Source organism: Roseovarius sp. TE539 (assembly GCF_003298505.1).
Lineage (GTDB): Bacteria > Pseudomonadota > Alphaproteobacteria > Rhodobacterales > Rhodobacteraceae > Roseovarius.
Map to the genome: position 1 here is coordinate 24,254 of NZ_QNGB01000020.1, position 21,803 is coordinate 46,056.

The 21,803-nt window shown below is 65.9% G+C and carries 23 protein-coding genes; 9 read left to right on the plus strand and 14 right to left on the minus strand.

The features are described 5' to 3' along the window. Genes DQW77_RS12690 through DQW77_RS12710 form a run of 5 tightly spaced genes read left to right on the plus strand, consistent with a single transcriptional unit; the run spans nucleotide 1 to nucleotide 3,236 of the window. On the plus strand, nucleotides 1-717 hold the full coding sequence (locus DQW77_RS12690; RefSeq protein WP_113258607.1) for a flagellar hook-basal body complex protein: 717 nt from the start codon (nucleotides 1-3) through the stop codon (nucleotides 715-717). 50 nt (nucleotides 718-767) lie between these two features. Beyond that, nucleotides 768-1,553 carry a flagellar basal-body rod protein FlgG gene (gene flgG / locus DQW77_RS12695; protein ID WP_113258608.1) on the plus strand — a complete coding sequence of 262 codons (786 nt, stop codon included), beginning with the start codon at nucleotides 768-770 and terminating at the stop codon, nucleotides 1,551-1,553. Further along, complete coding sequence (gene flgA, locus DQW77_RS12700) at nucleotides 1,553-1,984, plus strand: flagellar basal body P-ring formation chaperone FlgA (RefSeq protein ID WP_113258609.1); 432 nt, start codon at nucleotides 1,553-1,555, stop codon at nucleotides 1,982-1,984. The genes flgG and flgA overlap by 1 nt, the downstream gene beginning before the upstream one ends. Further along, nucleotides 1,981-2,709 carry a flagellar basal body L-ring protein FlgH gene (gene flgH, locus DQW77_RS12705; protein ID WP_258523854.1) on the plus strand — a complete coding sequence of 243 codons (729 nt, stop codon included), beginning with the start codon at nucleotides 1,981-1,983 and terminating at the stop codon, nucleotides 2,707-2,709. Before flgA ends, flgH begins: the two co-directional genes overlap by 4 nt. 8 nt (nucleotides 2,710-2,717) lie before the next feature. Next, the gene (locus DQW77_RS12710; RefSeq protein WP_113258610.1) at nucleotides 2,718-3,236 is read left to right on the plus strand and encodes a flagellar basal body-associated FliL family protein; all 519 of its coding nucleotides are present in this window, start codon (nucleotides 2,718-2,720) and stop codon (nucleotides 3,234-3,236) included. On the opposite strand, the gene DQW77_RS12715 is transcribed toward DQW77_RS12710, so the two are convergent. From DQW77_RS12715 to fliL, 10 genes are all read right to left on the minus strand, one after another. Beyond that, a complete protein-coding gene (locus DQW77_RS12715) occupies nucleotides 3,224-3,658 on the minus strand; it encodes a hypothetical protein (RefSeq protein WP_113258611.1) in 435 nt (144 codons plus the stop codon). The genes DQW77_RS12710 and DQW77_RS12715 overlap by 13 nt on opposite strands. Then, complete coding sequence (locus DQW77_RS12720; RefSeq protein ID WP_113258612.1) at nucleotides 3,655-4,740, minus strand: flagellar biosynthesis protein FlhB; 1,086 nt, start codon at nucleotides 4,738-4,740, stop codon at nucleotides 3,655-3,657. Before DQW77_RS12720 ends, DQW77_RS12715 begins: the two co-directional genes overlap by 4 nt. Beyond that, nucleotides 4,740-5,516, minus strand: a complete 777-nt coding sequence (locus DQW77_RS12725) for a flagellar biosynthetic protein FliR (protein ID WP_113258613.1) — start codon at nucleotides 5,514-5,516, stop codon at nucleotides 4,740-4,742. Before DQW77_RS12725 ends, DQW77_RS12720 begins: the two co-directional genes overlap by 1 nt. Next, nucleotides 5,513-7,597, minus strand: a complete 2,085-nt coding sequence (gene flhA / locus DQW77_RS12730; protein WP_113258614.1) for a flagellar biosynthesis protein FlhA — start codon at nucleotides 7,595-7,597, stop codon at nucleotides 5,513-5,515. Before flhA ends, DQW77_RS12725 begins: the two co-directional genes overlap by 4 nt. A 3-nt stretch (nucleotides 7,598-7,600) precedes the next feature. Continuing rightward, nucleotides 7,601-8,374 (minus strand): lytic transglycosylase domain-containing protein, encoded by a 774-nt coding sequence (locus DQW77_RS12735; RefSeq protein WP_309301318.1) that lies wholly within the window; start codon nucleotides 8,372-8,374, stop codon nucleotides 7,601-7,603. Nucleotides 8,375-8,461: 87 nt separating this feature from the next. Further along, nucleotides 8,462-10,705 carry a lipopolysaccharide assembly protein LapB gene (locus tag DQW77_RS12740; protein ID WP_113258616.1) on the minus strand — a complete coding sequence of 748 codons (2,244 nt, stop codon included), beginning with the start codon at nucleotides 10,703-10,705 and terminating at the stop codon, nucleotides 8,462-8,464. Next, nucleotides 10,702-11,571: a flagellar motor stator protein MotA gene (motA, locus tag DQW77_RS12745; RefSeq protein ID WP_113258617.1), complete on the minus strand. Its 870-nt coding sequence runs from the start codon at nucleotides 11,569-11,571 to the stop codon at nucleotides 10,702-10,704. Before motA ends, DQW77_RS12740 begins: the two co-directional genes overlap by 4 nt. Nucleotides 11,572-11,643: 72 nt before the next feature. After that, nucleotides 11,644-12,243, minus strand: coding sequence for a hypothetical protein (locus DQW77_RS12750; protein ID WP_113258618.1), 600 nt, complete (start codon nucleotides 12,241-12,243; stop codon nucleotides 11,644-11,646). Beyond that, entirely contained in the window at nucleotides 12,240-12,689 is a 450-nt protein-coding gene (locus tag DQW77_RS12755; protein WP_113258619.1) for a hypothetical protein, read from the minus strand. The genes DQW77_RS12750 and DQW77_RS12755 overlap by 4 nt, the downstream gene beginning before the upstream one ends. A 9-nt stretch (nucleotides 12,690-12,698) precedes the next feature. Continuing rightward, the gene (fliL, locus tag DQW77_RS12760; RefSeq protein WP_113258620.1) at nucleotides 12,699-13,214 is read right to left on the minus strand and encodes a flagellar basal body-associated protein FliL; all 516 of its coding nucleotides are present in this window, start codon (nucleotides 13,212-13,214) and stop codon (nucleotides 12,699-12,701) included. Between the two features lie 123 nt (nucleotides 13,215-13,337). On the opposite strand from fliL, the gene fliF reads away from it, so the two are divergent. Genes fliF through fliP form a run of 4 tightly spaced genes read left to right on the plus strand, consistent with a single transcriptional unit; the run spans nucleotide 13,338 to nucleotide 16,622 of the window. Then, nucleotides 13,338-14,960, plus strand: a complete 1,623-nt coding sequence (gene fliF, locus DQW77_RS12765) for a flagellar basal-body MS-ring/collar protein FliF (RefSeq protein WP_113258621.1) — start codon at nucleotides 13,338-13,340, stop codon at nucleotides 14,958-14,960. Continuing rightward, nucleotides 14,957-15,547 (plus strand): hypothetical protein, encoded by a 591-nt coding sequence (locus DQW77_RS12770; RefSeq protein ID WP_113258622.1) that lies wholly within the window; start codon nucleotides 14,957-14,959, stop codon nucleotides 15,545-15,547. Before fliF ends, DQW77_RS12770 begins: the two co-directional genes overlap by 4 nt. Next, nucleotides 15,547-15,867 (plus strand): FliM/FliN family flagellar motor C-terminal domain-containing protein, encoded by a 321-nt coding sequence (locus DQW77_RS12775; RefSeq protein ID WP_113258645.1) that lies wholly within the window; start codon nucleotides 15,547-15,549, stop codon nucleotides 15,865-15,867. The genes DQW77_RS12770 and DQW77_RS12775 overlap by 1 nt, the downstream gene beginning before the upstream one ends. 14 nt (nucleotides 15,868-15,881) lie before the next feature. Continuing rightward, a complete protein-coding gene (gene fliP, locus DQW77_RS12780) occupies nucleotides 15,882-16,622 on the plus strand; it encodes a flagellar type III secretion system pore protein FliP (RefSeq protein WP_113258646.1) in 741 nt (246 codons plus the stop codon). 200 nt (nucleotides 16,623-16,822) lie between these two features. On the opposite strand, the gene DQW77_RS12785 is transcribed toward fliP, so the two are convergent. From DQW77_RS12785 to DQW77_RS12800, 4 genes are read right to left on the minus strand one after another with little or no spacing between them, the layout of a single operon-like run. Then, nucleotides 16,823-17,935: a flagellar basal body P-ring protein FlgI gene (locus DQW77_RS12785; RefSeq protein WP_113258623.1), complete on the minus strand. Its 1,113-nt coding sequence runs from the start codon at nucleotides 17,933-17,935 to the stop codon at nucleotides 16,823-16,825. After that, nucleotides 17,932-18,942 carry a flagellin gene (locus tag DQW77_RS12790; RefSeq protein ID WP_113258624.1) on the minus strand — a complete coding sequence of 337 codons (1,011 nt, stop codon included), beginning with the start codon at nucleotides 18,940-18,942 and terminating at the stop codon, nucleotides 17,932-17,934. The genes DQW77_RS12785 and DQW77_RS12790 overlap by 4 nt, the downstream gene beginning before the upstream one ends. Before the next feature lie 3 nt (nucleotides 18,943-18,945). Then, nucleotides 18,946-20,400 (minus strand): flagellar hook-associated protein FlgK, encoded by a 1,455-nt coding sequence (flgK, locus tag DQW77_RS12795; protein WP_113258625.1) that lies wholly within the window; start codon nucleotides 20,398-20,400, stop codon nucleotides 18,946-18,948. A gap of 50 nt (nucleotides 20,401-20,450) precedes the next feature. Next, nucleotides 20,451-21,752, minus strand: a complete 1,302-nt coding sequence (locus DQW77_RS12800; protein WP_258523855.1) for a flagellar hook protein FlgE — start codon at nucleotides 21,750-21,752, stop codon at nucleotides 20,451-20,453. Nucleotides 21,753-21,803 lie beyond the last annotated feature (51 nt).

A 21,803-nucleotide genomic window follows, 5' to 3' on the forward strand; every position in this document is an offset into this window, starting at 1 on the left:
ATGGAAAACGCGGGCTACGCGACACTCACCCGGCAGACCGGGCTGATGCGCGAAATGCAGGTCATTGCCAACAACATCGCCAACGCCGCAACCACCGGGTTCCGGCAGGAGGGGCTGATCTTTGCTGAACATGTCCAGCGCACCGGCGGTGGTGAGTCCCTGTCCATGGCCGCGGGCAGGGCGCGGCACACCTCGATGCTTCAGGGCGCGCTCACCCGGACGGGCGGACAGTTCGATTTCGCAATCGAGGGGCCGGGATTCTTCCGGATCGAGACGCCGGCGGGCGAAAGGCTGACCCGCGCGGGCAGCTTCGCCCTGTCGCCGGCCGGGGAGCTGGTGACACCGGATGGAAACCGTGTCCTGGATGCCGGCGGTGCGCCCGTCTTTGTACCGCCGAATACTCAGGGCCTTGGCGTATCGCCTGACGGCACCGTCAGTGCCGAGGGCCGGCCTCTGGCCCGGATCGGGCTTGGCGTGCCACGTGATCCAACCACGCTGACCCGGGAAGACGGGGTGATGTTCCGGGCCGACGGGCCGGTGGATCCGGTACCCGACGGGCGCATCCTGCAAGGGTTCCTGGAAGGGGCGAATGTCAACCCGGTGGGGCAGATGGCACGGATGATCGAGGTGCAGCGTGCCTACGAGATGGGCCAGAGTTTCCTCGACGCCGAGAACGAGCGTGTCCGCGCGGCGCTGGACTCCGTAACCCGCCGCTGATCGCCCGAAACGCCACCAGCAATCAAGATGCAGCAGAAAAGGAGAGGCCGATGCGTGCCCTCAAGATCGCGGCCACCGGAATGGCCGCACAGCAGATGCGGGTCGAGACGATCTCGAACAACCTCGCCAACATGTCCACCACCGGTTTCAATGCCCGCCGTGCCGAATTCGCGGATCTGCATTACCAGCAGATGGCGCGCGCCGGCACCATCAATGCCGCCGACGGCACGGTTTTGCCGACTGGCGTGCAGCTCGGACTCGGCGTGCGACCATCCGCGGTTTCGGTACATCTGGCACAAGGGTCGCTGTCCCGGACCGGCAACGATCTGGACCTGGCGATCGACGGCAACGGCTACCTCGAGGTGCAACTGCCGTCGGGACGTGCCGCCTATACCCGCGACGGGGGCCTGAAACGCTCCGCGGAAGGGGTGCTGGTAACCTCCGACGGTTTTCCGGTTGCCCCCGAAATCGTGATCCCGGACGATGCCCGCAGTGTCTCGGTGAACGCCGATGGCGAGGTCCATGTCCATTTCCGCGAAAGCGCCGAGGCGCAGCTGGTGGGTCAGCTCAACCTGACGGGCTTTACCAATCCCAAGGGGCTGGAGGCGCGTGGCGGGAACCTCTTCACCGAAACCGAGGCCTCGGGCCCACCTCTTGTGACAGTGCCCGGACAGGACGGGCTGGGCACGTTGCGGCAGGGATACCTTGAGGACAGTTCCGTCGACCCGGTGCGCGAAGTGACGGAGTTGATAGAGGCGCAGCGCGGATACGAGCTCAACGCCAAGGTCATCTCGGCCGCCGACCAGATGCTCGGTGCCACCACGCAGGTGCGTTGATGCGACGGGCGTTGCTGATCCTTTTCCTGTGCGGGGCCATGCCGGCGGTGGCGGATACCCTGCTCGCGGCGCGCACCATGCGGGCCCGTACGGTCTTGACCGCGCAGGATGTCACCTTGCATGAGGCGGATGTGCCCGGCGCATTGCGCGACCCGACACAGGTAATCGGACAGGAGGCGCGCGTGGCCCTCTATGCGGGTCGCCCCATAAGACCTGGTGACGTTGGTCCGCCGGCCGTGATCGAAAGGAACCAGATCGTTGCCCTGCATTACCGCGGGGCGGGGATCAGTATCGTCACCGAGGGCCGATCAATGTCGCGTGCCGGTGCCGGCGAACTGGTGCGGGTAATGAACCTTTCGTCGCGCAGTACGGTTTCGGGCCGGGTTCTGGCAGATGGCCGCGTGATTGTGCACGCAGGGGGCGGACAATGATGCGTGCCCTGCTGCTTGGTAGCGTGTGTCTCCTGCTGGCGGGGTGCGACCGGGCCAAGCACATCGGGCGTCCGCCGGCGTTCACCGCCGTGGAGGACAGCCCCGAGGAGGCCGCGATGCGCAATCCCGACCTGTCAAATACCGTTGAGCGTTCGCTTCGTTCCGACCGCGCATCACTCTGGCGTCGCGGGCGGCATTCGCTTCTGGGCGACCGGCGTGCGATGCGCCGTGGCGATATTCTTACGGTGGTGATCGAGATTGACGAGGAAGCGGAGATTTCCAATTCCACCTCGCGGTCCCGGCAGGGATCGGAATCTCTGGGTGTACCGCAGCTCTTCGGCCTGCCACAGCGCATTGACGAGGATCTGCCGGACGGGGCCAGCATGGGTGAGGCTGTTTCGATCAACTCAAGCAGCGAGGCGGGGGGAGACGGATCCGTCAGCCGCCGCGAGGAACTGACCCTGCGCGTTGCCGCCACGATCACCCGGGTGTTGCCGAACGGCGTGCTCGAAATCAGCGGCGCCCAGGAGGTACGGGTGAACTTCGAGATGCGCGAATTGCTGGTTTCAGGCTTCGTCCGTCCGGCTGACATCTCGCGCCGGAACGAGATCACGTATGACAAGATCGCCGCTGCGCGCATCTCCTATGGCGGACGCGGACAAATCAGCGACATGCAGCAACCCCGTCTCGGCCAGCAGGTGCTGGACGCGATCCTGCCATTCTAGGAGATGTGATGATCCGCCTGTTGAGTCCATTCATTCTGCTTCTTCTGGGGATTGGTGGCGGGGTTGGTGCGGGGCTGGCGCTCCGCCCTGCGGCCGCACCCGAACCGGCGGTGATTGCCGCGACCCCGGCGGAGTGTTCGCCCGGAGCCGATGCCGCGCATGACCTCACGCCCCTTTCGGAAAATGCACCCGAGGGTGGCGGTGAACATGAGTATATCAGGTTGAACAACCAGTTCGTGGTGCCGGTCGTGTCGCGTGACATGGTTGCGGCGCTGGTCGTGATGTCGCTCAGTGTCGAGATCGAGCCTGGCCAGGCCGAAAGCGTTTACCGGCACGAACCCAAGCTGCGCGACTCCTTCCTCCAGGTGTTGTTCGACCATTCCAACATGGGCGGCTTCAAGGGCGAGTTCACCGATGCCAACAACATGGATGTCTTGCGCGGGGCGCTGACGGAAGTGGCGCGTGCGACGCTCGGAAATCTGGTCAAAGGGGTGCTGATCACCGATATTGCGCGTCAGGACACCTGAGCGCCGGCGGTGAGACAGGCGAGGGTCTGTAGCGTTTCCGCGGCCCGAGCGACCCGTTTGATGCGCAGTTGATCGAACGCGGTGCCGGAAAGACGGGCCGCCGCGGTTCCGCGCCCATGGGCGCGGCGCACCCCCTCCACCGCCTCGGCTTTCAGGACCATGACCTGGGCGAGTTCCGTCTGAAGCCGCCGCTGCCGCCCGTCCAGCCAGCCCTGCCATTGCACATCCGCTCCGATCCGCCGCGGCCCGTCGACCTGCGCGGTGGCAAGTGCCAGCGTTTCCTGGCGTCTGGCCTCGAGCGCGGCAAGATCCCGGCGCAGACCGGCTTCGCGTTCCACGATCCGGCGCATCGAAATCAGCTTGGCCCGGTAGAGCGCGTCGGTCACGTTTGCCAGCGCGGCGAGGTCTTCGGGGGCGCTCATCTGCGTGACCCCGCACGGCGTCGCATGGCTTCGGCGAACCGGATTGCGGCGGCGACGGTGCGGTAGTGTTCCGGCGCGATCTCGTCGCCGATTTCGGTAACCGCATGAAGGGCCCGCGCTGTCGGAGGATCATGCCGCAGCGGCACACCGTTCTTCTGTGCGACCTCGCGGATCGCGATGGCCATGCTGTCCACCCCTTTGGCCACGCAGACGGGCGCCGTACCGGGTGCGCGGCTCCAGGTGAGGGCGACAGCGTAATGGGTCGGATTGACCACAACCACGTCCGCGTCCGGCACCTCGGCCATCATCTGCTGGCTGGCAATGCGTCCGGCACGCTGCTTGCGTTCCTGCTTCATGTGGGGGTCGCCCTCGTGCTGCTTTTGCTCGTCCTTGACTTCGCGGTGCGACATGCGGTTGCGGCGGGCGTGATCGAACCTTTGCCAGAGGAAGTCCGCGGCTCCGATGGCCAGCGCGATGACCACCACCACGATCATGAAGTCCACAAGCATCCGGCCCATCAGCGCGCCGATCATCTGCGGCTCGGCATGGATAGCGCCCGCCATTTCGGACAGGCCCAACGCCAGGAACGCGGCCAGCAGCACGGAATAGAGCACCAGTTTTGCGAAACTCTTGGCAAACTCGAACAGCCCGGAAGGGCCATACTTGTTCTTGGCGTTCGAGACGGGGCTGATCCGCGAAAGCTTGGGTTCCAGCTTGGTCGGGGCGACAACGAAGCTGCGCTGCGCGATTGCCGACAGCAGTGCCAGGCCGGCGGGGATCAGGAACCATCCCAGCATTCCGAGTGCCACAGCCCCCAGAAGGCCCCCCGCCAGGGCGGCCGCCCGCTCATCGAGGAACAGTCCCGAAAGGCCATCGGCCTGTTGCAGCATGACCGTCAGCGCGGTGCCGATCTTGCCCACCGACCATGGCCCGATCGAGAGGCCGGCAAGAAGAAATCCGCCATAGGCGGCCGCCGTGTTCAGGTCGGCCGAACGGGCCATCTCGCCCTTGCGGCGCGCCTCCTCCAGCTTGTGATGCGTTGGTTCGTGGGGTTTGTCGGTATCGTCATCGGGTTGCGCCATCAGCGGCCTCCGAACGGGGCTGTGACAAAACCCTGCAACGCAGCCATCCAGGCCGACAGCATCACCGGTGCCAGCAGCGCCAGAAGTACCAGCCCCGCCAAGGTGATCACCGGGGCGCCGACGAAGACGACCATGAGTTGCGGCATCGCGCGGTTGATGATCCCCAGGGTGAGATTGTAGAGTACCGAGACAAGTACGAAGGGCGCGGCCAGCGAGAAGGCCAGAGCAAAGGCGCCGGCGACCTGCGCGGTGCCCCATTCACTGACCGAAGCCGGATCAGGCAGTTGTCCGGCGGGCAACGGTCCGTAGGACAGAACCAGCATCTCGGCCACCCTGACATGCAGGCCCATCATCATCGCCAGCGCGAGCCCTGCAACCACCAGAAGCTGTCCGATCGCCGGAAGTGGCGTGACCCCCGCATTGCCGAGGATCTGCGAGAGCGAGGTCGCCTGCGCGGCGATCGCGCCGGCGGTTTGCAGACCGAGCAGGAAAAGCCGTACGCCGACTCCGAGAACGAGGCCGGCCGCGGTTTCCGTCAGGGCGAGCCAGAAGAAACTTCCGGGCAAGGCCGCGGCCAAATGCTCTAGCCGTGCAGCCGCCGCGGGCGTGATCGCTACCGTGAAGACAAGTGCCAGGACCAGCTTGACCCTTACCGGAACGGAGCGTTCTCCGAAGCCCGGGAAAAGCGACATGACCGGCCCGACGCGCAGAAACACGAGCACGTGAAGCCACAGCGCCTCCTGACCGAGCGCGATGAGCGCCGCCGCGCCGTTCATGCCGCGACCACACCGACCAGCGAGGGCTGTGCATCCAGCCCGATTTCCTCGAAGGACAGGACCGGAGTGCTGATATGCTTGGCGCTCAGCACCGTGCGCAGGAAGCGCCGCCGTCCGGTCGAGGTGACAAGTGCCGGGTGAATGCCTTGCTCGCCGGCCGCCGAAACCTGTTCGGACACGGCACGGGCGAGGGCATTGAACGTCTCGGGCGGGAGGGCGACGTCGGGGCGTCCACGCTCTCCCTCGACTTGATAGGTGGCGAAGGTGTCTTCCCATTCCGGGGCCAGTTGAAGCAGCGGCAGCGTGCCGTCTTCGCGGGTGAGCCCGGCAACGAGCTGAAACCCGAGGCGCTGCCGCACATGCTCGCAGATGGCTTCCGGCTGGGCATGGATCTGGCGCCCCTCCGCAGTGGCCTCGATGATCAATGGCAGGTTGCGGATCGAGACCTGCTCGGCCAGAAGGAGCCGCATCACCGCATGGAGCAGGTCTGCCGGAACGCGATCCGGGATCATCTCGTCGAGCAACTTGCGGTTGGCTTCTGCCTTGACCGGGTCCGAGAGCCTCGCCATTTCGTCCAGAAGGCGGCGCATGGCTTTCATGGTCAGCAGCCGGCTGAGGTTGCGGCGGATCACCTCGAGCAGATGTGTTGCCAGGATTTCGGTCGGGGCGACGAGTGTGGCCCCGGCGAGCGCGGCGTCATCCTGGTTGTCAGTGGCAATCCAACGGGCCGGCGCGCCATAGACCGGTTCGGCCACCGGTTCCCCCTGCGGCAGTTCGACCGAGGTTTCCGGGTCGAGAACGAGCATCTGGTCAGGGCGAAGCGTTGCGCGCGCCTGCTCCACCCCTTGTACCCGGATCACGTAGGTCCCGGTCGGCAGGGCGGGATCGTCTGTGAGCCGGATCTCGGGCAGGATCAGGCCGTAATACTGTGCGACATGGGTGCGCATGTTGCTTATCCGCGCATCCAGCCCGGTACCCGGATCGAGCACCATGTTCACCAGGTCACTGGCGAATTCCACATGAATGTCATCCAGTTGGAGTATGTCGGCCATGGGCTGTTCAGTCGGTGTGGCGGGGGCTTCCTGTGCAACGCCCTCCGCCGGCTGTGCAGCGCGCTCGCGCCACAGCCAACCCGCGGCGAGCCCGAGGACCGCGCTGCCCGCGATGAAGGGCAGGAATGGAAGCCCCGGCACCAATGCGAAAAGCGCCATGAGGACCGCCACAGTGGCCATTGCCGCCGGATGCCGGCCCAGTTGAGCGACCAACGCCAGGTCGGTCGCGCCCTTGTTCCCGCCGCGGGCCAGAAGAAGCGCGGAGGCAATCGAGATGACAACTGCAGGTATCTGCGTGACCAGCCCGTCTCCGACGGTGAGGATCGCGTAGGTCTCGAAGGCGGTGCCCATCGCCATGTCATGCACAACCACGCCCATGATCAGCCCCATGATCAGGTTCAGCAGCGTGATTAGCAATCCGGCCACCGCATCGCCCTTGACGAATTTCGAGGCCCCGTCGAGTGAGCCGAAGAACGTGGTTTCCTGCTGTTCGCGTTCACGTCGTTCGCGGGCTTCTTCATGGGTGATGGCGCCGGCGGACATGTCGCTGTCGATCGCCAGTTGCTTGCCAGGCATCCCGTCGAGGGCGAATCGCGCGCCCACTTCCGCCATCCGGGCGGCGCCCTTGGTTATGACCATGAAATTGACGATCAGAAGCACGCCGAACACCACGAGACCAAGGAAGACGCTGCCCCCCATCACGAAGTCCGCGAAACCCTCGATCACATCGCCGGCGGCATCCGTGCCGGTATGCCCTTCGCCGATTATCAGTTTGGTCGACGAGACGTTGAGGGAGAGTCGAAGTACCAGCGAGCCCAGGAGAATGGTCGGAAAGGCCGAGAAATCCAACGGCCGTTCGATGAAGAGCGTGACGGTGAAGATGAGGATCGCCAGCGCGAAGGACCCGGCAAGCCCGACATCCAGCACCCAGGACGGGACCGGCAGTATCATCATCACGATCACGGCCATCAGTGCCAACGCCAGCAGGATCGTGGGCTGGAACAGATCGCGTGCCGAGAATCGCCGCATCTCTCAGGGCCGCCCGTTGGCTTGGCCGATCGCGATGAAGGCGGGCCCGGCGGCGGGTTCCAGCGGCACCAGCGAGCCCAGGGCCGCGGTCCTCGGCACGGCGGCTTTCGGTGTCGGACCGGGTCCGTCCGCGTGCGTCACGGTATCCGTCTTCATCTGCTCCGGGCCGTCATGCGCCGGGTCCGACAGCGGGGTATCGGAGACTGTGCGATAGATTTTTCCGAAGCGGACGGTGTAGCGTCTGGCGAGCGCCGGGCTGCGCGAATGATAGGTGCCGACGGCTCGGGTCCAGTCCCCGGTTTCGGCATGGAGGCGCGAGAGGAAGTCGGCGGCGTATCGGGCGTTGGCGAGAGGATCGAACATCTCTGCCAGGGAGTCGAAGGCTTCGCCATGCCAGCGGTGATTGATCTGGAAACAACCGACATCGAAGCTTCGCGCACCGTCTGCGGCGCGGCGTGCGGTATAGTGATGCGCGCCCTCTCTCGTCTCGAACCAGCGGCCCTTTCCCTCCATGTTGACGGTCCAGGGCCAGGGTTGCAGGCGGCCGTCACGGGTGCGGCCGGTCTCGGTTCGGGCGATGGCGCGCAGCACTGCCAGAGGCACCCCGGTCTCGGCGGCGGCACGGGCCGCGGCCCGATCGCAGAGAGCCGCGGTGCTTGCTGTTGCAGGGTCCGGCAACGCCACGACGGCGAGGGCGGCGGTCAGCAAACGCGCAACGAGCCATGCATCGCGCGGCGCCGGGCAGCGCAGGGCTGCGGGTTGGGAGCTGGGTTTCACGATCTACCTCCGGTCGGGGACATTCTGTCGCCCCGGCTTCAGGCTAGGGTTCAGGTCTTGAGATTCGGTAAGCGCCTGCCGTGGCTGTCATTCGACCGGGCTGCGCAGGACTTCGATGATTGCGGTCCGGATCAGGCGGGCGCGCTCGGCGCTGCCGCGACTCCGGCCGAGAAGCCCGGTTTGCGTTGCCGTTGCCCCGGGCTCGGGCAGAATTTCGGCAATCGCCCGCAAGGCAGGGTCGTTGATTTTCCGGGCGCCTTCCCAGTCCCCGGCCAGAAAAGCCTCGCGCGCGGCCCTGCCGGAGGCTTCGGCACCCGCATAGAGCGCCTGCGCCGCCCGGTGCTGGCCGGTCATGCTGCGGGCACGGGCCCGCCAACGATTGGCGTCCGGTCCGGAAAGCCCGAGGAGATCCACCTCGGCCTGCCGGGGGCGCCCGCTCTGCAGCGAGGCGCGTGCCCGCAGGATCTGTTGGTTGCGGCGACCGGGACCCTCGGTGTCGGGCGCGAGATAGGCCGCGGCCAGGTTGGTGAATCCGAGGTCCAGCAGGCGCTTCGCCACATTGTTGTTCACGGTGCCGACAAGGCCGGGGGCATCGGTGCGCCGTGCCGCCCCGTGCCGCAGAAAAGTGAGATCATCGGCATTCCCGGCCAGCAGAGCGAGCAGCCTCGTGGTCACCTTTCGTTCCGAGTCGCCGGGCAGGTCGGGTACGAGCCGATCCAGCTCGGAAAAGGCGGTGTCGAAATCTCCGGCGGCGGCTGTGGCCACGACATAGGCGCGGGCCAGGTCCGGCCCCACCGGGTTGTCCCGGTGCTCCTGTGCGAAGGCACCGGCAAGCTGGGCCATTTCGGGAGGAATGCCACGCCCGTCAGCCAGCCGGGCCTCGATCCGGCGCAGCAGCGCCTCGGGGGCGGTTTCTCCATTGGAGTCGACAACCTCTTCGAGCTTGGCATCCGCCCGGGCCGGCCGCCCCTCCGCAAGGTCAAGTTCCGCACCTGCGAGGCGTTCGGCAGGTGGTTCTTCCTGGCCGTCCCGCGCAAGCAGGCGCCGGATGCGGTCTGCTGTCGGCTTGCGCCCGGATGCCAGGAACCTGCGTGACAGGAGCGGGCCGAGGTGATCGCGCAGATGCCGCGGCAGTGCCGACAGTCCGCGCAGGACCGCGTCGTCATCAATTGCGACATTCTCGGGCAGGGACGCGTAGGAAAGCGCCGACCAGAGCGCCGCTGGCCCTTCGCAGGTGAGTTGGCCTGCAAGAATCGATCCGGGTGGTGCATGACCCGTGTCCATGACCGCGGCGAGCGCGCCGAGGATCGCGGCCTCGCGACGGTCGGGGTCGGCCAGTGCGAGGGTGTTCGCCGCTTCGGCTCCGAACCCGTAATGCAAGTAGCGCCGGGCCAGCGTCAGCGCCACGTCCGGATCCGTGCGATCCCGCTCGGCCGAGAGCCTCAGGCGCAGGGCGCCGATTTCCGCGGCGAACGGTCCGGTGCCGCCCCAGGTGCCGGGGGCCAGCGCCGTGGCGGAAAGACAGAGGCGCCCGTCAGGTGCCACGGTATCGCTGAAACTCGTGCCGACCATGCTGTCGTCGAGCCCGCTGCGCGCCGTCAGGCTGAGCGCGTCCGGCCGGACCGGTGTGTCCGGGGGCGATGGCTTACTCTCGCGCCGGGCTTTTTCCGCCGCATGATCTGCCGCCGCGCCGGGTTGCGGCGGCCTTCGGCGCGGAGACACAAGCCCGAATGCGGCGGCACGTCCGAGTTCGCGAAGCAGCCGCGCCCGGCTCCCGGCGATGGCTTTGGCCGCGGCCGTGCGGCGTGGACCTTGCGTGGCCGGACGGGCTTGTAGGTGGTTTCCCAGTCTCTTTGCCGCCAGCGCGCCGGCAAGCGAGCGGCGCGCGGTGGCAAGATCCTTCCAAAGGTCGGTCAACGGCGGCGGGCCACTTTGTGCTGTTTCATCCTCGCCGTTCTGATCCGGGGCCGGATCACGGATGTCGACCACCAGAAAGGAGGCACCGTACCAGAACCCCTCCACGGGGCACCCGCAATCGAGTGTCAGACGCAGGGCGCTCCCGGCATTCCCGCCGATCTGATCGAGCGAGACGAGGCGCGTGCGCGGAATGAGGTCGAAGACCGTGTCGGTCTCGAATTCCAGCCCGGCGCGGTCGAGCCGAAGGATCCGATCATTTCCCAGCCGCTCCAGGCTCCAGGGAACGCGTTCGGGCAGACCGATCACGAGGCGCGAGAACCCGTCATGTTCCCCGGACCGGACGGTGACCTGCTGTGCCCGCGAAGCTGTGGCAAGCAGTGCGATGCACAAGAGCATGGACAGACCGCGCATCATGCGGCGTCCTTGCGGGTTGCCTTGAGTGCCTCCTCAAGAAGCGTGAAGGACGGGCGGCAATGGGACGGGGTGTTCTGCCGTCCCACTTCGATGCAGATATTGGTCGAATGTTCGTGAAGGTTGGCCACCAGAACCTCTCGGATCAGGTGATAGAAATGGCTGTCCTCCTCGACCACGGTCTTGACCCGTGCGGCGAAGGGCCCGACCAGACCATAGGCGAGGAACACACCCAGAAAAGTGCCCACCAGCGCCCCACCGATCATCTTGCCGAGGATTTCCGGCGGCTGGTCGATCGAGGCCATTGTCTTGATCACGCCCAGCACTGCCGCCACGATCCCCAAGGCGGGCAGACCGTCCGCCATCGTTTGCAATGCATGAGATGAATGCATCGCGTGCTGCAGGTTGGCTTCCATCCGCTTGTCGAGCACTTCCTCAACCTGGCGCGGATCGTCGTAGTTCATGGAGGCCGAGCGAAGCGTGTCACTGATCAGGGCCACGGCCTCGGGATCGGCGAGAATGCGCGGATAGGCGCTGAAAATGGACGAGTCTTCGGGCGCCTCGATATGCTCCTCGACGGCGACCGGATTCTGACGTGCCAGCCGGATAAGTTCGAAGAGCAGGCACAGCAGATCGCGGTAGTCATCATGTTTCCATCTGGGACCGCGAAAGACCTTGCCGATGTCGCGCAGCGTCTGCTTGACCGAAGGGATGTCATTGCTGACCAGAAAGGCGCCGGTGGCGGCCCCGCCGATGATCATCATTTCGAACGGTAGCGCCTTCATGATGATCCCGAGCTTGCCCCCGGCCGCCAGATAGCCGCCGAAGACCATCACGAAGATCACCACAATTCCGATAAGTCCGATCATGTCCGTCTCTGCTCCGCGCTGTCCTCTGGCAGGCTGACAGATGGCGGTTAAGAATCTCTGAGCGAGAGCCCCTCAATCGCTGGGTGCGTTGGCATTGCGCCCGGCCAGAACGATGCTGAACCGGTGCGCGGCAGCCGGGGTCAGGGCGGCCATGATCCCCGCTGCGGCTTCGGGGCGCATCCGCCCGAGGAATCCGGCGGCGAAGGCCGGATCCATCTCCTGAAAGAGTGCAGCGGCACGCTCCGGTTTCATGTTCTCGTAGACTTTTGTCAGCCGTTCCAGATCGTCCTCCGCGGCGTTGTCCGCCAGCGCGACCGTCTCGCGCAGGCGTGCCTCGGCCCGGGCCATTTCTTCCAGCTGGCGGGCGATCTCGTCCTCGGCGGCGGAAAGTGCCTTCTTACGCAGTTCCAGTGCCGATTCGCGGTCACTCAGGCGTTGGTCGCGGGCCGCGAAAGCGTCCAGCATTTCCTGGAGATCGGCGGGGTTCCCGCAGGTGTGCGGCTTGTCGGGCAAATCCGGGCGCTCCGGGGTTTCGGCATCCAGTGCAAGCGCCTGGCCGGCATTGTCGCCCATTCTGAGAACGGCCGATCCAAGGAGCAGCGCGGCAATGACCACAAGAACACCGCGCCCGGGCTGCACGGGCCGGCGCGATCTGCGCGGCTTCGGGCTCATTCCGCGGCCTCCGGCCCGTCATCCGGTCCTTCACCCGGTCCTTCGTGCCGACGGAATACCGCCGTTTCCGTGGACGCGTCTGTATTGGGTTTTGTGGCTTGGGCGGCCGGTGACGGCCGAGATGACGGTGCCTCGCGCGGGGCGGTGCGGGCTTGCGGTGAGTCGGGCAGGTCGTGCATCGCGGCGACCATCAGTTCGAGCCTGCCTGCCACGCTCTCGGCGCGGTCGGTCAGATCTTCCAGCGAGCGTGTCGACTCGCCCGCCGAGCCCTGTGCAGCCTGTAGAGTTTTGGTCAGGTCGTCGACCTGCGCCGACAACACCGCAACGGCGCCGCCGACCCCTTTTTCCATGTCATTGAAGCGGCTCAGCCGCCGGGCGAGAACGTAGCAGTAGAAACCGGCGCCAAGCGCCCCGGCCACCAGAAGAATATCAGCGATCATTTCCATCGCGCCACCTCAGTTCAGTACGAATTCCATTATCAGGAGATCCCTGACACGACCGCGTCCGGTCACGATCTGGACGCGGCGCAACATGTGCGCCCGCAGGCGCATCAGCGCGGCACTGTCGGACAGGTCCTGCGTTTCGAGTGCCCGTAGATAGGTGTTGAGAACATCCACAACGCGCGGCATCAGGATCGTGACCTCCTCCTCGTGGGCGCGCGGGACCTCCAGCTGTGCACGAAAGCGCAGATGTGTGCCGCTTGCGCCGTCCCCGAGCGAGATCACCAACGGTTCGATCGGGACATAGGCGATATCGGGCATCGGCGCGATTTCGTCCTGTGCGGTTGCGTCGTCTCCCGGCAGGGCCTCTTGCGCCGGGGATTCGGTGGCGCCGAGCCCGGGAATCAGGCCTGCCCAGGCCGCGTAGAAGCCGCCGCCGCCACCGGCCAGTGCCAGTACAAATCCCGCGACAAGCGGCATTTTTCCTTTTTTTGCTCCCAGTGTGCCGGGCGTTCCTTCGGGTTCAGCCATTTCAGTCCCCGTGAATTTCGACACCGGGAATATAACCGTTCAGGAACTAACCGATTGTTAAGTCTGATCAGCGAAACATGACCGCACCGTCCGGCAGAACGCCGGAAGCAAGGAGGCGGGAACTTGCAACAGATCAGGACACTCTGGAATGCGCTCAGCCCACGCCGCCGCGTGATCGTTCTTGCCGCCACGCTGGCGGTGTTCGCCGCGGTGCTCGGGTTGGCGCGGATGGCGGCGGCGCCCTCGATGGCGCTGCTGTACGCGGGGCTGGAAAGCGGACCTGCGGGCGAAGTGGTCCGCGCCCTGGATCAGCGTGGCGTTGTTCACGAGGTGCGTGGTGGGTCCATTTTCGTGGACCGCACCCGACGTGACACGCTTCGGATGACGCTGGCAAGCGAGGGGTTGCCGGCCAATTCCAGCAAGGGTTACGAACTTCTGGACGGGCTGTCGGGTTTTGGTACCACCTCCCAGATGTTCGATGCCGCCTACTGGCGCGCCAAGGAAGGAGAGCTGGCTCGCACCGTCGTCGCCAATCCGCGGATATCGGCGGCGCGGGTACATCTCGCCAACGCGGGATCCAACCCGTTTCGCCGGGATATCCGGCCGACCGCCTCGGTCATGATCACCACGGGTGCGGGCGCCCTTTCGGCCGAGGACGCCAAGGCGTTGCGGTATCTCGTCGCCTCTGCGGTGGCCGGCCTGACCCCCAAGGAGGTTTCGATCATCGACAGCGCCGGCGGCCTGATCGGCGCTTCCGAGGATGCGCCCGTCCGGGCAGGGCAGGAGCGCGCCGAGGAAATCCGGCGGCGTGTCACGCGCCTCCTGGAGGCCCGGGTCGGTCCCGGCAACGCTGTGGTCGAGGTCAGTGTCGAGACGGTCAAGAACACCGAATCAATCCGAGAGGTGACGATAGACCCCGAAAGCCGGGTGGCGATCAGCGTCGACAGCGAGGAACGCAGCGATCAGGCCTCCGATACCGGCGGCGATGTCACCGTCGCCTCCAACCTCCCGGACGGGGATGCGGCGGGGGACGGAAAATCCTCCAGCCGACGCAGCGAGACGCGTGAGCGGATCAATTACGAAGTGTCCCAGACCGAGCGTGAGATCACTCGCGCACCCGGCTCGATCCGCCGGATGACGGTGGCTGTGCTGGTCAACGGATCCGCGGACCCGTCAGCCGGCGACAGGGAGGAGTTTCTTCCCCGTCCCGCGGAGGAGCTTGAGGCGCTGAGGGAACTGGTGGCGTCCGCCGTGGGGTTCGATGAGGCGCGCGGTGACGTGATCACCCTGAAGACGATGCGGTTCAAGGCTGCTGCGCCGGCGGGCACGGCCGCCGAGACGTCTGCGTTGGCAGGTCTCGGGTTGGACATGATGCGGATTGTCCAGATCGCCGTTCTCAGCCTGGTGGCCCTGGTGCTGGGACTGTTCGTCGTCCGCCCGGTGCTGACCCGGCCCGCGCCGGCGCAACTGGCTGCACCCGAGACTCAAACCGACAGCGCGGCCGGGCTTGAGGATGCCGCGGCGCGGAACATGGCCCTGACTGGCGAGATCGACGAGGGCGAGATCAACGCCGACGGGATGCCGGTAATTTCCGGGGCCGCGCGCGCCGGAAGCGCCTCTGATCCGGACGGCCGCGCGGTGGCGGAGGACCCCGCGACACGGCTGCGCGGGCTGATCGGCGAGCGGCAGGAAGAGACAGTCGAGATCCTGCGGAGCTGGCTCGAGAACGAGGAGGAGCCGGCATGACGCCCATTTCCCACCTTCTGGAGGATTTCGGAGCGGCCGCGGGTGCGACGCTGTCGATGACCGATGTGAAGCTGGAGGAACAGAAACTCGAATCGTTCGAAACCGGTTACACGGCCGGCTGGGAAGATGCAGCGAAGGCGCAGGCCGATGACGCCACCCGGATCTCGGCGGATTTCGCGCGCAATCTTCAGGAACTCTCCTTCACTTACCAGGAGGCGCATGCCCAGGTCTTGGATGCGCTGACACCGTTGCTCGAGGGGATGGTCGAGACCGTCTTGCCGGACCTCGCCCGCCGGACTCTCGCGCCGCGCCTGGTCGACATGGTGCAGGAGAAAGCGCGTAGCCTCACCGGTTCAACCCGGTTCGAGATCGTGGTGGCGCCTGCCTGCCGGGCGGCACTCGAACCCTTGCTCGAAGGGGTTGTTTCCCCGCCAGTCACCCTGCGCGAGGAACCGTCGCTTGGCGAGGGCCAAGCCTATATCGCTGCCGGCGATACCGAAACGGAAATCGACCTGGATGAAGTTCTCGCCGGGATCGGAGAGGCGGTCGCCGGCTTTCTCGAAGACCAGAAAAGGGAGACCGGATGATGAGCGACAGCAACGACACCGCGGCGACGGGAAAACCGCGCGCGGCACCAGGACCGACGGATCTGTCCAACCCTTTTTCAACCGTCCCGATAGAAATAACGATTTCCGTGGGCCGTGCCCGTCCCCTGATCCGCGACCTCCTCGGGCTGGGGCGGGGCGCGGTGTTGCCTCTGGATGCGCGTATCGAGGATCCGGTGGAACTCTATATCGGAGAGCGGCTGATTGCTCGCGGCGAACTCGAGGAGATGGAGGGAGATCAGCAGGGGCAACTCGCCGTGCGGCTGACCGAGGTCGCCGATCTCCAGGACGGGTTGGGATGAACCATGCCGGCGCGATGGTCGCCGGCGCGGCGACGACCGGCCTTCTTGCCATGGTCGCCGCCGGACCGGCCGTGGCGCAGGACATCTCGATCTCCCTGGGGGAGGATGCGTCGCTCACCGCGCGCAGTCTTCAGCTCATCGCACTGATCACGGTGCTGAGTCTCGCGCCGGGGCTCGCGATCATGATCACGTGCTTCCCATTCATCGTAACGGTCCTGGCCATCCTGCGGCAGGGCATCGGGCTGCAGCAGTCGCCACCCAACATGCTGATCGTGAGTCTGGCACTGTTCCTGACCTATTTCGTCATGGAGCCGGTTTTCACGACCGCATGGGAGCGGGGTATCGACCCGCTGCTGCAGGAAAGGATCGGTGTCGAGGCGGCGCTCGGGGAGGCGTTGGTGCCGTTCCGCAGCTTCATGGCCGGGCGTGTCGATCCGGACACATTCGCGGCGATGGCCGCGCTGCGTCCTGACGACGCGGCGCAGGGCGCGGGCGTTGCTCCGGTGCCGGACTCCCCGCTTTCCGTGCTGGTGCCCAGTTTCCTGCTCTCCGAGATCGCCCGCGCCTTCGAGGTCGGGTTTCTGATTTTTCTGCCGTTCCTGATCATCGACCTCGTGGTCGCTGCGGTACTCATGTCGATGGGCATGATGATGGTGCCGCCGGCGATCGTTTCCCTGCCATTCAAGCTGGCCTTCTTCGTGATCGCGGACGGTTGGACCCTGGTGGCGGGCAGTCTGGTCCGTGGCTACTTCTGAGAGTGGCCACGAGCGGGAACACGTCACATCGGGGCGCGTTGTGTGCCGCGGCCAATGTCATCCCTCGGGCGGACAACGGATGGCCCAGTCTTCAAGATATCGTCCGATCCTGACGGCCCTGCGAGGTCGGGTGCCCCCCCGCGGTATTGTCTCCGGGATTATCGGCTTGCGACATCGGGACGGCTCGGGCGCCGCCGGGCTCAGCGCACCACGAACTCGGCGTGCAGTGCACCGGCCGCCTTGATGGTCTTGAGGATGTCGATCATGTCCCGCGGTGAAACTCCGAGCGCGTTCAATCCGGCGATGACCTCCGACAGGGTCGTGCCGGGAGGAACCTCGGCCAGGCCAGTCCCCTCTTCCTCCTCGATTCCGGCGTCGGTTCGCGGAACCACCACCGTTTCGCCTTCGGCGAAGGGGTTGGGCTGGATCACCATGGGGCGTTCCTGCACGCGCAGCGTGAGATTGCCCTGTGAGACGGCAATGCGCGAGATCCGCACTTCCTGTCCCATCACGATGGTTCCGGAACGTTGGTCGACCACGACCCGGGCCTTGCGTTCGGGCTCCACCAGGATGTTTTCGACCTGCGCCAGAGCATGAGCCGGTGACGGCATGCCCGTCTTCTGGACATTCAGACGCACGGTTCCTGAATCCAGCATCAACGCCACTTGTCGGTCGAACGCGTTGTTTATCCGTGCCTCGATTCTCCGGGCCGTGGTGAAATCAGGTTCTCGCAGCGCCAGGCGAAGGGTGTCCAGCGCCGCCAGATCGAAACCGGTCTCCCGCTCGACCCGGGCGCCGGCGGGAATCACCCCCGCGGTGGGAACTCCCTGCACGACGGTCGCGGCCTCGCCGCGGGCGGCGGCGCCGCCGGCAATGATCGTGCCCTGTGCCACCGCGTAGATCTGCCCGTCCGCGGCGTTGAGCGGGGTCATCACCAGGGTGCCGCCGAGCAGGCTGTCGGCATCACCGATGGCTGACACGGTCACGTCAATGCGTCCGCCGGCGCGGGCAAAGGGTGGCAACACTGCGGTCACCAGAACTGCGGCCACGTTCTTGGGACGGAACTCTTCACCAGTCACGTTGACACCCAGACGCTCGAGTATGTTCGACATGATTTCTTCGGTGAATGGTGCGTTGCGTAACCCGTCGCCGGTACCGTCGAGGCCGGCGACAAGGCCGTAACCGACCAGGTCATTGCCGCGCACGCCATCGAATTCGACCAGATCTTTAATTCGTATCGGGCCGGCATGGAGCGGAGCGGCGGCAAGGCAAAACGACAGGATCAGCCCGCCAAGGGCGCGTATCGGGATCATGACAGGAAATTCACCAGGTTGAGGCGCGCCGAGCGCGCGGTCAGGGTATAGAGTGTCTCGAGCTGGAACTGCACCTGCTCCAGTTGCGTGGCGGTCTCGAACGGGTCGACAGCCAGAAGTTCGGACCGGGCGAATTCAAGGCTGGTCAGCTCGGCGGCGATCCGGCTTTCGGACTGGTCGATGCGCGCCTCGGTAAAGCCCAGTCCGGCGCGCAAGCCGGTCAGCCCCTCGGCCGCCGTCAGCAGCCCCTCTCCGGCCCGTTGGACCAGTGTCCGTCGGGCCTCCTGCGAAAGGGCAAGAGTTTCGTCGCCGGCAAGGGCGGTGGCCACGGTATGGCGCAGGGTGTCGCGCAGTGCCTGCGCATCGGCCCGCAGCGACAGTTCCACAGATGCACCGTCGCCCAGACGATAGGGCGCGAGATTGGTGTTAGCGCCCTGATAGACAAGGGTTTCGAAGCCGCCACCGGCATCGTCGAAGAACGCCTGAAGCGCCGCTTCCACGCCCGCCGCGCCGGTTTCTCCCGCGACGGCGGCGCGGGCGGCCGTGAGCAGTGTATCCGCCGGCTCCAGGGCCGCGGACTCGACGGTTGCGCCGGCGAAGAGGGATCGGCCCGCCACATCGGTGTTCAGCGCCGAGACGATGCTTTCGAGATTGCCGCGGGCGTGCCTGGCGGTCACGTCGAGGCTTATGTCACCGGGGGCCGCGGTGGTTAGCACCGCGCTCTCGCCAAGGCCTCCGGCAAGATCCTGGACCCGTTCCAGCGCCGTTTGCATGGCGGTGGTGAAGGTGCGGGCCTCGGCGGCGGTGTCGCGGCGAGCATCGAGCAGCACCAGATCGTGCTCGATATCCGCGAGATGGCCAAAGTTTCCCGCCAGATGGTCGGTCACATTTTCGGTGCGGCCGCTGGACAGCTCGGCGCTGAGCCGCGCCATCTGAGATTTCAGTTCGGTGTTCTGGCGCTGGAGCACGAAAGACTGTGCCAGGTCGCCGATGGAGTGCAGGCTCATGGGTCAGATCCTCAGAAGGGTTTGCATCATTTCGTCGAGGGTCTGGATCATCCGGGCATTGGCGCCGTATGCCTGCTCGATCACAAGAAGGCGGCTGGTTTCGGCATCCGAATCCACACCGTCGCGCAAAAGCATCGTCTGAAGTTCACCGCGCTGCGTGGCGGTGAAACTCAGCTCGGCATCGGCCGCCCGCGCGTCTTGTCCCAGCCTTGAGGCGAACGCCGCGGCATGATCCGCAAGTGAATGAGCCTGCCCGGCAAAGGGCCCCGAGGCCGGCACCCGCCTCGCGGTGAGGGCATCGGTTACCGCGTTGAGCAATGACGCATCTCCCGACGGGCCGGGTGATGCGGCGCCAAGGCCGTCGCGCAGCCGGTGCAACGTGGTGCCATCCTGCGGATTTATTGCCGGGTTCAGGGCCATGCGCCCGGCGATTCCGGTTTCGTCGGCTGCGGTAAATGCAGTGGCGCCATCGGTGAACAATCCCGCTGCGCCCGGTCCTGTTGTCGGATCAAGTCCCGGCGCCTGCAGCCTTTCGGTCACGTCCCGGGCCAGCGCGTCCAGGCCGGCCTGCGCCGTGGTGGCCGTGCTGTCGCGCAACTCGAACAGGGCCACGAGCCGGCCATCGCCCAGCGGACTGCCCGGTCCGGATGGGGGGACATTGCGGCCGTTTATCGTCAGCCCCGAGAGGCCACCGGCGCCCAGTGTCGTTTCGGGTGTGACCATGTTGGCGCGGGTGAAGTCGAGCTTTGCAACAGTTCCATCCAAGAGCACCGCGCCGCCCGGGGTCATGAGGGCGATCGTCCCGTTCTCGCGTGGTATTTCACGCAGGGGCAGAAACGGGGTAATACTGTCGATCCGGCGCTGCCTGTCGTGCTCCAGCGTGGCGGTGTCCTGGCCCTTGTGCGTTGCCGTCGCGATCCGCGCGTTGAGAGTGCCGATCTGTTCCAGGGCCGTGTTGATGGTGCTGACGGCGGTCTCGATCCCGGCGTCGGCGGCCATGCGACGTGCCTGAATGTCGTCGGAGGCGGTGTTGAAGGCGTCGGCAAGTTCCGAAGCGCGCAGTGCCACCGCTTGCAGGCGGGTGCCGTCCTCGGGGCGGGCGGCGGCGATGACAAGGCTTGCCTCGAAGGCCGCGAGCCGCGCTGACAGGGAACCGCTCGCGTCGGGGGAGCCGACCGTGCGCTGCACGCCTTCAAGGAATCCGGCCCGGGTTTCAGCCCCGGCAAGGCTGCTGTCGGCGAGTCTCCGGTCGGCCAGCACCCCGCTATCTACGTGACGCGTGACGTTGGAGATGCGGACGCCGCCGCCGAAGTCCTGCCCGGCCGCCGTCAGCTCGATGTCACGGCGGGCATAGCCCTCGGTGGTCAGGTTGGCCAGATTCGAGGCGACGACCTCGGCGGCGCGTGACTGGGCGCTCAGCCCGCTCAGGGCGCTGGAGAGGGCACTTGTGATACTCATGCGGCAGCCTTTCCTTCAGAGGGCTCACGGGCTCGCTTGGGCACCGGGCCTCAGCGTTTGATGTTGGTGGTTTCCTGCAGCATCTCGTCCACAGTCTGGATCACCTTGGCGTTCGAGGAGTAGGCGCGCTGAGTCTGGATCATGTTGGTCAGCTCCTCTGCCACGTCGGTGGCGCTTTCCTCGCGTGCGAACGAGACGACATCGCCGGTCGGCCCGTCACCCGCGTCCCAGAGGAAGAACGAACCGCTCGCCGGTGAGGGCAGGTAGGTCTGGTTGTCGAAGGCGACCATCCCGTTGGGGTTCGGCAAGTCCACCAGCGGCACCTGGTAGACAATTCGCGTGATCCCGGTGTCGAAGGATGCGTGAACGAAGCCATTCTCGTCCACCTCCACCGCGGTCATGTTGCCCACAGGCGACCCGTCCTTGGAGATCGAAAGCGGTGCAAAGCTGTCGGACAGCTGGGTCAGCCCGTCGAGGGCGCCGGTCTGGCCGATGTCGATTTCCATCGGGCCGCCGGCAACCGTTGTAATTATCTTGCCGGTTGCCGGATCATAGGCGCCGCCCGAGTTGGTCGTGACGTTGAGCAGTGTGCCGCCCGAGGCGCGGGACGCGTCAAAGGTCAGCGTGTAATCCCCGATCACCGCGTTGCCTTGCGCGGAGTCCTTGAAGGTCATCGTCCATTCGTTCGAGGACCCGGTGCCCGGGATCGTCGGAGTGAACTCCACCAGGATATTCTCGGATTTTCCGAGATTGTCGAAATATTCCACCGAAAGCTGCTGGGGATCGCCGCTCGAGGCGGCCCCGGTTTCCGTGGCGGGAAGGTTCACCCCGAGGCTGATCTGGGTGGTTGGTTCGCCGGTCTGCTGGTTGACGTTGATACGTACCGGCTCCAGCCCGTCGCTGGTGTCGCGCGGGAAGGTCGGGACGGTGCCGTCCGGGCCCGCCGGCCAGCCCAGCAGGACCAGGCCGGACCCGGTCTTCAATACGCCTTCGGCATCGGTGCGGAAGGATCCCGTCGTCGTCAGCATCATCTGCCCGGCGCCATTGCCGACCCCCACCTCGCTACTGCGCGCGACCGGCAGCATGCCGCGGCCCCGCACCGCCAGGTCAGTGGCGTTGGACGTGGTGACGAGCGATCCGTGCTGGTCGATATTGCGCTGCGTGGTGGAGCGCACGCCGCCGGCGGAGTAATTGCCGCCGTTCGAGCCGATCACCAGGGACTGGAAATCGGTTTCGACACGCTTGTAGCCGAAGGTCGCCGAATTGGCGATATTGTCCGAGATGGCTGCAAGCCGCGTTGCATTCGCGCCGAGCCCCGCGACACCGGCATTCAGGGAGGAGGATATGGACATGGATACGCCTTTCTGCTGCATCGACTGGATTTGTCGATGACAGGTCTAGGC